Raw genomic sequence first — 7,708 nt, 5'->3', positions numbered from 1 at the left:
ACCCTGGAGCCGCCGGCGCTTGGCTGGGGATTGTTTCATGGGAATTTGTTGCTGGAAGCCGCGGACCTCCAACGGCTTCAATCGGGAAAATACCTTAACATTTCAAAAAATCGAAGGATCGTTAGGAATCACGTGATCGCGGGGGGCGCTCCGGACGGAATCCCGAGCCCGGGATTGACACCGCAACGCCGGCTCCGCATCACTGGTTAAATTGAGCAGCTTTGGTTTCCGGCCCCACTTTTCGCAGACCCTCGACCTTTCCCCGGACGAGGCGCGGCAGAAACTCGTCGCCGCCGTCCGGGCGAAACCCGAGGAGTTCGAGGTGCGCAGCTTCCCGGGCTTCGTTTGCCTGCGGATCCCTCCGGCCGAACGCCACTTCTGGTCGCCGCGCCTGAATGTCTCCATCGATCCCGACGAGGAGGGAGGCAGCAGGATCGAGGGCGTCTACGGCCCCAACGCCAATGTCTGGTCGATCTTCGTCTACGGATCATTGTTCCTCTCGAGCACCGCGATTTTCGGCGGTTGCCTCGGCTTTGCGCAGCACTCGCTCGGCAGAACATGCTGGGGACTTTGGATCCTGTGGGCATCGCTCGGAGCCGGGCTGATGCTTTGGATCGTTGCCCAGTTCGGCCAGAAGCTCGGTGCCCACCACACCTACCGCCTGCACCAGCTCTACGAAGAGGCGATGGGTCGCACCGAGGAACTGCACTGATCGGGCTTTCGTCCGGCCCAATCCGGGTTTAGCCTCAGTGCATGCCCAGCAAGCAGGAACTTCTCGACCTCCAATTCATCGGGGCGCGCTGCCAGTTGATCGATCTCGCCGCATTCCTCGACCGGGTCGACCGCCACGAGGGGAAATCGGATTTCAGGCTCGATGCGCTGAAAAAGGCGCTGCCTCTCCTCCTCGAGGACCGACCGGACCGGGCCAGGGCCGTTCTCGAAGCCTTCTCCGACCATTCCGCCGAGCCTGCCGCAAAGGCCACCATCCAGGGTGCCTTCGGGGCCCCCACCCCCTGAGTCTTCTGTCTTCCAATCTTCTGTCTTGATGGACTACATCGAACCCCACGCCCACATGGTCAGCCGCTCGACGGATGACTATGAAAAAATGGCTCTTGCGGGCTGCCGCGCAATCTGTGAACCCGCCTTCTGGGCCGGCTTCGACCGCTCCTCACCCGAGGGCTTCCGCGACTACTACCGGCAGCTCACCGACTACGAGCCGAAGCGTGCCGCCAAGTTCGGCATCCCGCACTTCTGCTGGCTGTGCATCAACCCCAAGGAGGCCGAAGACGCCGGCTTCGCCCGTGAGGTGATGGCGCTCATCCCGGATTTCATCGATTCGCCGACCGTCCTCGGCATCGGTGAGATCGGGCTCAACAAGAACACCCGCAACGAGCTCGCAATCTTCGAGGAACACGTCCAGCTCGCCCTCGACCACGACCTCGCCATCCTGATCCACACCCCCCATCTCGAGGACAAGCTCAAGGGCACCCGCCTGACCATCGACGCCTTGGCGAACTTCCCGAAACTCGACCGCAACCGCGTGATCATCGACCACGTCGAGGAACATACGGTGGACCTCGTACTCGACGCCGGCTACTGGGCCGGCATGACGCTCTACCCGGAAAGCAAGTGCACCCTGAGCCGTGCCGTCGACATCCTCGAAACGCACGAGGGAGATCGTCTGTGGCTCAATTCCGCCTGCGACTGGGGCGTGTCGGATCCGTTGGCCGTCGTGAAGTGCGGGTTGGAGATGCGCAAGCGGAAGCATGCGGACGAAGCCATTCACCGCATCCTCTTCGACAACCCGAAGCGCTTCCTCTCCCAGTGCCCGAACTTCCGCCTCGATTGACGACCATTGACCTTCGGTGAAGGGCCGACCCCACATCGCGATCGTCGGCGGCGGCCCGGCGGGCTTGAGGGCCGCCGAAGTCTGTGCCGAAGGCGGCGCGAAGGTCTCCGTTTTTGAGCAGAAGCGCTCGGTCGGCCGCAAGCTGCTGGTCGCCGGCTACGGGGGACTCAATCTGACCCATGGCGAGGACCTGGAAACCTTTGTCACCCGTTACTCCGGTCCGGGCCTCCCCGGGGGCTTCGCGCGGATGATCCGGGAGTTCCCGCCGGCAAAGCTTCGCCCATGGGCCGCCGGACTCGGGATCGAGACCTTCGAGCAGCGGACGGGCCGGGTCTACCCGAGGGAAATGAAGGCCGCCCCCCTGCTCCGCCGCTGGATCGAGCGACTGCGGCGGCAGGGAGTGGAGTTTCACGTCAACCACCGGCTCACCGCCCTGCAACCCGGCCCGAAGGCGTGTTTCAATGACAACGACCCGCTGGAGTTCGACGCGATGATCCTCGCCATGGGTGGAGGCTCCTGGCCACAGACCGGCTCCGATGCGGCCTGGATTCCGGTGCTGGAATCCTGCGGCATCTCCATTTCACCCCTCCAGCCCGCCAACTGCGGATGGGAGGCCGGCTGGCCGACTTCCCTGACCAGCCGGATCGAAGGACAACCGCTCAAGAATATCGCAGCCAGTTGCGGCGGGGAGTCCGTCCGCGGCGAGATCATGCTCACGCGCTACGGTGTCGAGGGCGGCGCCGTCTACCAACTGGGGCCGGCGCTTCGCAAGGCGACACCCGCTACCCTGACGATCGATCTCAAGCCCGAGGTTCCCCTCCCCATCCTGCTGCGAAAGATGGAGAGCGTGCGGAAAGACATCGTCGAGAGCGCGCGCGAACGACTCCGGATCCCCGATGCGGGGGCGCTGCTGTTGGAACACCACCACGGCCCGTTCAACGACAGTGCATCCCTGTGTCGCGCCGTCAAGTCGCTCCGCATCCCCCTGCTCCGCCCCCGTCCCATCGCCGAGGCCATTTCCAGCGCAGGGGGCATCGCGTGGAAGGAACTCGATGAACAACTGATGCTTCGTCACCTGCCGGGAGTTCACGCCTGCGGAGAGATGGTGGACTGGGAGGCCCCGACCGGCGGCTATCTCATCCAGGCCTGCTTCGCCACCGCAACCCATGCCGCCCGGTCGGCGCTGCGATACCGCGGCCAACGGTAGCCTGCGTTGTTCGCGTCCCGGGAGCAACCTACTCAAGCTCGGCGACCACGGCCTCGACGATCCGGACGCTGCGTCCGTCGAGCGCGAGCCGTCCCTGAACCGTGACCGGATCGCCCCGCCTCAGCTTGATCAGCGCATCCCGCTGGGACGAATCAAACTCCGCCCGGACGCTCAACTCACCATAGGTGGTTGTCCCGCTGGACCCCGTCGTCTTGCTGATCGCATACGGCGCATCAAGGTCCGCCACCAGCAGTCCCCCCTCTTCCTTCACGCTGGCGAGGGTCATGCTCCAGGTCACCGGCGCTCCATCGGCACGCTCGCGGAAAGTTTCCCGCGCCAACTCGGTCGACCGGGGATCGTCAATCGTCAGGATGAACTGCTTCAGGGAAACCGCCTCATCCTCCTTGAGCGGAACCAGCTCCCTCCAATCCGACTCGTCGAACTCGAGGCGAACCGGGCCGGCAACCTCCGGAGATGAGGTGCTCATCGCCTGCATCGCTTCCTCCTGCCGGAGCTGCTCCTGCTTCGCGTGTTCGAAAGCCACGGCATTCCGGGCGTTCAGCATCCAGACCAGACCGCCGACCACCAAGGCGAACACCAAGACAATCCCCCCGACGATCAATGCCGCGATCCGGCATCCGGAATTTCCCTTCTTTTCCATGGCACGAGCCAATCAGGAGCGCTGCGCCGTCGCCACTCCAAAACATCCCGCGATTTCTCATTCGTCATTCCGGCCTCGGCATTCGACATTCCCCGAGTGCCGCGAGTATCGATCAAGACCGTTTCCTTCCACCCGTCGATCTGGCCGAAGATGATTGGCAAGGCCTCAGACGACGCCCGCCCGGGCGACCTGGTCGAAGTGCTCGACCGCGACGGTGAAACCTTCGGCTGGGGACTCTTCAACCCGCGCTCGAACATGCCGCTGCGCATCGTCCGGCACGGAGCGGCACCGATCGACGAATCCTTTTTCATCGACGCGATCCATCAGGCGGCGCAATTGCGCAAGGAACTGTTGGAGCCGGATCTCGAAGCCTACCGCTGCATTCACGCCGATGCCGACCGCCTGCCCGGTCTCGTGGCCGACCGCTTCGGCGACATCCTTTCGGTCGAGATCACCGCCCTCGGTGCCTGGCAGCGGCTCGATACGTGGCTTCCGGCCCTTCACCAGGCCTTCGGCACCGAAAGAGCCCACCTGCAGGTCGATCCGAAGCTGGCCCGGGTCGAGGGCATTCCCACCAAACCCCACCCCCTCGCCGACCACTCGATCCGAAAGGTGAAGATCCGCGAGCACGGGGCGACCTTCGAGATCGACTTCGCCGAGGGCCACAAGACCGGCTTCTTCTGCGACCAACGCGACAACCGCCGCCGCTTCGCCGCACTGGCCCGCGACAAGCGGGTGCTCGACCTGTGCAGCTACACCGGCGCGTTCTCGGTCCAGGCCGCCCTGGCCGGGGCCGCCGAGGTCACCGGCATCGACCTCGACGAGAAGGCCATCGCGATGGCCAAGCGCAATGCCAACCTCAACCAGGCCCGCATCAAGTTCACCCACGCCGACGCCTTCACCTGGGCCCGCACGATGGTCGACAACGACCGCCGCTGGGATCTGGTGCTGGTCGATCCGCCCAAGTTCGTGACCGGGCGCGACGACGAAAAAGGCCGCGGCAAGTACAACGACCTAAACCGCCTCGCCGCCCGACTGGTGGAGCCCGGCGGCTACCTGGTCAGTTGCTCCTGCTCGGGCCAGGTCAACGAGTTCGAGTTCGAGAAACTCGTCACCACCGCAGTCCACAAGGAGCAGAAGCGCCTGCAGATCTTCAACCGCACCGGCGCCGGCGCGGACCACCCGACGCTCTCCAACTACCCCGAGTCCCGCTACCTCAAGGTCATCTGGGGCAGGATAATCTAAAGGACCGCGCGACGCTGTCGCGCATCGTCTCGCGGGACAAGCCGGCAATACATCCGACTGTCGCCAAAAGTTGGAAATGCATTGCCGCACGCCGGACCGATCCGACGCCGGAGGCGTCAAATGATGGTAGCCGGGGGTCGAGTCCGCGCAGCGGAAGACCACCCCCGGAATCCGTGGGGACAAGGAGCAGCACCCCGGCAGGGGTGCCAAGTTCGGGGCTCGCCGAATCCGGGTGATTGCAAGCAACGGTCTGCATGGCATGCCTCCGGCATGCGGAATTCCGGGGAACCGCAACCCGGTGGTGTCGCTCGTGCCTCGCTCAACCACCGGCTACCACCATCAGACGCCTCTGGCGTCCGGAAAACATCTTTGGAGCTCGCTGGCGGACTCAACTTCCCTAACCACTACTGTAAGACTCTCCCGCAAGCACCCCATGGGGCACAGCGCAACAGCCGTCGCGCGGTCCTTGTCAAAAGAACCAGGTGAAGCTCGCGCGGAGCGTACGGGGCTCGGTGGGATGAAGGTGGATGTCGTCGATGCCCGCCGCCGGTTCACCCGGGAGACGGGAGGTGTAGTAGTACGCGATGTCGTTGTCGGCACGGTCGAGGAGGTTGAGGCAGTCGAGGGCCAGCTCGCAATTCTCCCAGCGGTAGCCGACTCGGGCGTTGACCTGGAACGATTCCTCCGACTTCACCGATCCGTCCGGCGCAAGCGGCCGGGGCGAGAAATAGCGGGTGCGCAGGGCCCCGAACCATCCCCGATCGCCGCCCAGCGTCAGCCCGGTGGAGAGGACCACCGGCACCTGATTCTCGATCATCGGGCCGCCCGGCAGGTAGATGTCGTCGTAGCGTCCTTCGGACCAGGCAAACTCGGCATCGAAGGTGAACCAGTCGTTCGGACGCCAGTAGGCGGCGAGTTCGATGCCGTAGCGGGTGGTATCCGGGCCAGCATCGACGTTGCCGGCGTCGCCGACGTAGAGCAGTTCCGAATCGTTGTGCAGCCACCAGATTGCGGCGGTGGTCGTGAAGCAGTCGGTCCACTGGGTGCGGGTACCGATTTCCGCACCCCAGGTGCGGACCAGCGGATCGACCGGAGCGACGGGCGTAACGCCGTCGTTCGGGTCGATGCGGGTGAAGATGCCACGCGCGTCGTTCGAGTGGAAGCCACCGCCGAGATTCAGATAATACTCGGTGTCGTGCCAGGGGCCGAAGATCAGGTTGAGCTTGGGAACGACAATGCCATCCCACTGATCGCCGCTGTTCACGGCGAGGTCGCTCTCGACATCGAAGTAGAACAGGTCGCCCCGCAGCCCGGCCTGCGTCCGGAACCAGTCGTTCCACACGGTTTCGGCACCGGCGAAGATCGAGTAGTTGCCGGTGAAAACGTCGTCCTCGCGAACCGGGTTGACATCGAGACGGTTGCGGGTCCGCGCGAGTTCGAGATCCCAGATCAAGTCGTTGCGGCTCTGGAAGCCGACCGTGTAGTCGGTATCCGCGCCGAACAGCTTGCGGTCCTCGAAGGTGGCGGAGATCTCCCCGCCGAAGAAGAGGCGCTGGTCGGACTGACGGAACTGGTCGCCGTTTACCGGATCGTCGAGGAAGTAGGTGAAGTTCGAGTAGAGGTCGAGGTCGTAGTAGCCGACGTAGGCGTTGGCCCGCCAGAGGATGTCGTCGCTGCGGCGGCCCCAGTTCATCGAGAGCGAGTAGCGTTGTGAATCGCCACCGACGGTCGGATCGATGAAACCGAGCCGGTCGATGAGACCTTGATAGATCGCGCGCTCGGGCACCTGGTCGGTGGAAGTCCATTCGCCGTGGGAGGCCAGCAGGGTGAAGTTGAGGAAATTCTCATCGTCGCCGGTGTGCCAGCGGATGATCCCGTTGTAGCGGTGCGAGTCGCCGTCGAGCACCCAGGGACCGTCGTAGAACTGCGCCTCGCCGCCGTAGGTGAGAACGCCGCCGCCGGCCTCGACCGAGTGCCCGAACACGGCGCGGTAGAAGGCGTCCTCCCCGAGCGTGAACTGGGCGAAACCGCGTTCAAGCCGGTTGACCAGCGAGAACTCGGCGGCACCGGCGGTCGTGAGGTCACCGAGACGGGCGTCGAAGGGCCCCTTCTGGTAGTCGAGACGCTCGACGAACTCGGGAATCAGGAAGTTGATGTCGGCATAGCCCTGGCCGTGGCCGTGGGCACGGTAGTTGGCCGGCATGCCGTCGACAAAGAGTCCGAAATCGGTGCCGTGGTCGAGGTTGTAGCCGCGGACGAAATACTGATTGGCCTTGCCGTCGCCGGAGTGCTGGGTGGCAATGAGGCCGGGCACGACTTCGAGCAACTCGCCGCGGCGGAGATAGGGGCGATCGAGCAGTTCCCTGCGGTCGGACTGGCCCTTCGACGCGGTCAGCGCCTCACCGATCAGATTCTCGGCCTTGCCGGTGACGACCAGCGCATCCAGGGAACCGATGACGCTGTCTTCGATATCGTCAGCGAGGCAGGGAAAGGCGGGCGCAAGGGCCAGCGACGCAAGCAGGCGGGATGAAAGTTTCACACCAGGTGAAACGGAGATTTCCCCGCAATCCCACGGAAAAACTTCAACCTGGATTCAGAGACCGGAACCGCAGATTGCGCAGATTACGCAGAAAATCGATGAGCTGGATGAAACCGGGGAATCCCTCTCCAAGGCACATCACCCCCACTCTTCCAAAATCCCCTCAATCTGCGCAATCTGCGGTTCGTTGTTTTCCATTTCAACTTC

Annotated in this window: 7 protein-coding genes; 5 read left to right on the top strand and 2 right to left on the bottom strand. The window is 64.0% G+C overall.

Going from position 1 to position 7,708, the window contains the following annotated elements; all coding sequences use genetic code 11:
• Positions 1-211: 211 nt before the first annotated feature.
• The 4 genes from ACG2LG_RS20475 to ACG2LG_RS20460 are packed head-to-tail and all read left to right on the top strand — an operon-like array spanning position 212 to position 3,056.
• Entirely contained in the window at positions 212-712 is a 501-nt protein-coding gene (locus ACG2LG_RS20475) for a hypothetical protein (protein ID WP_396262198.1), read from the top strand.
• A 41-nt stretch (positions 713-753) separates the two neighbouring features.
• Positions 754-1,017, top strand: a complete 264-nt coding sequence (locus tag ACG2LG_RS20470) for a hypothetical protein (RefSeq protein ID WP_396262197.1) — start codon at positions 754-756, stop codon at positions 1,015-1,017.
• 28 nt (positions 1,018-1,045) lie between these two features.
• Positions 1,046-1,849 (top strand): TatD family hydrolase, encoded by an 804-nt coding sequence (locus tag ACG2LG_RS20465; protein ID WP_396262195.1) that lies wholly within the window; start codon positions 1,046-1,048, stop codon positions 1,847-1,849.
• 16 nt (positions 1,850-1,865) lie between these two features.
• Positions 1,866-3,056: an NAD(P)/FAD-dependent oxidoreductase gene (locus ACG2LG_RS20460; protein WP_396262193.1), complete on the top strand. Its 1,191-nt coding sequence runs from the start codon at positions 1,866-1,868 to the stop codon at positions 3,054-3,056.
• Positions 3,057-3,084: 28 nt separating this feature from the next.
• Here the strand turns inward: ACG2LG_RS20460 and ACG2LG_RS20455 are convergent, their stop codons facing one another.
• Complete coding sequence (locus ACG2LG_RS20455; RefSeq protein WP_396262191.1) at positions 3,085-3,717, bottom strand: hypothetical protein; 633 nt, start codon at positions 3,715-3,717, stop codon at positions 3,085-3,087.
• A 96-nt stretch (positions 3,718-3,813) separates the two neighbouring features.
• On the opposite strand from ACG2LG_RS20455, the gene ACG2LG_RS20450 reads away from it, so the two are divergent.
• A complete protein-coding gene (locus ACG2LG_RS20450) occupies positions 3,814-4,962 on the top strand; it encodes a class I SAM-dependent rRNA methyltransferase (protein ID WP_396262189.1) in 1,149 nt (382 codons plus the stop codon).
• A 469-nt stretch (positions 4,963-5,431) separates the two neighbouring features.
• Here ACG2LG_RS20450 and ACG2LG_RS20445 read toward each other — a convergent pair whose 3' ends face one another.
• Positions 5,432-7,501, bottom strand: coding sequence for a TonB-dependent receptor (locus tag ACG2LG_RS20445; RefSeq protein WP_396262188.1), 2,070 nt, complete (start codon positions 7,499-7,501; stop codon positions 5,432-5,434).
• Positions 7,502-7,708 lie beyond the last annotated feature (207 nt).

The organism is Haloferula sp. A504, assembly GCF_044385805.1.
GTDB lineage: Bacteria > Verrucomicrobiota > Verrucomicrobiia > Verrucomicrobiales > Akkermansiaceae > Haloferula.
Note: the sequence above shows the minus strand (reverse complement) of the source record. Positions and strands in the feature narration are given on the sequence as shown.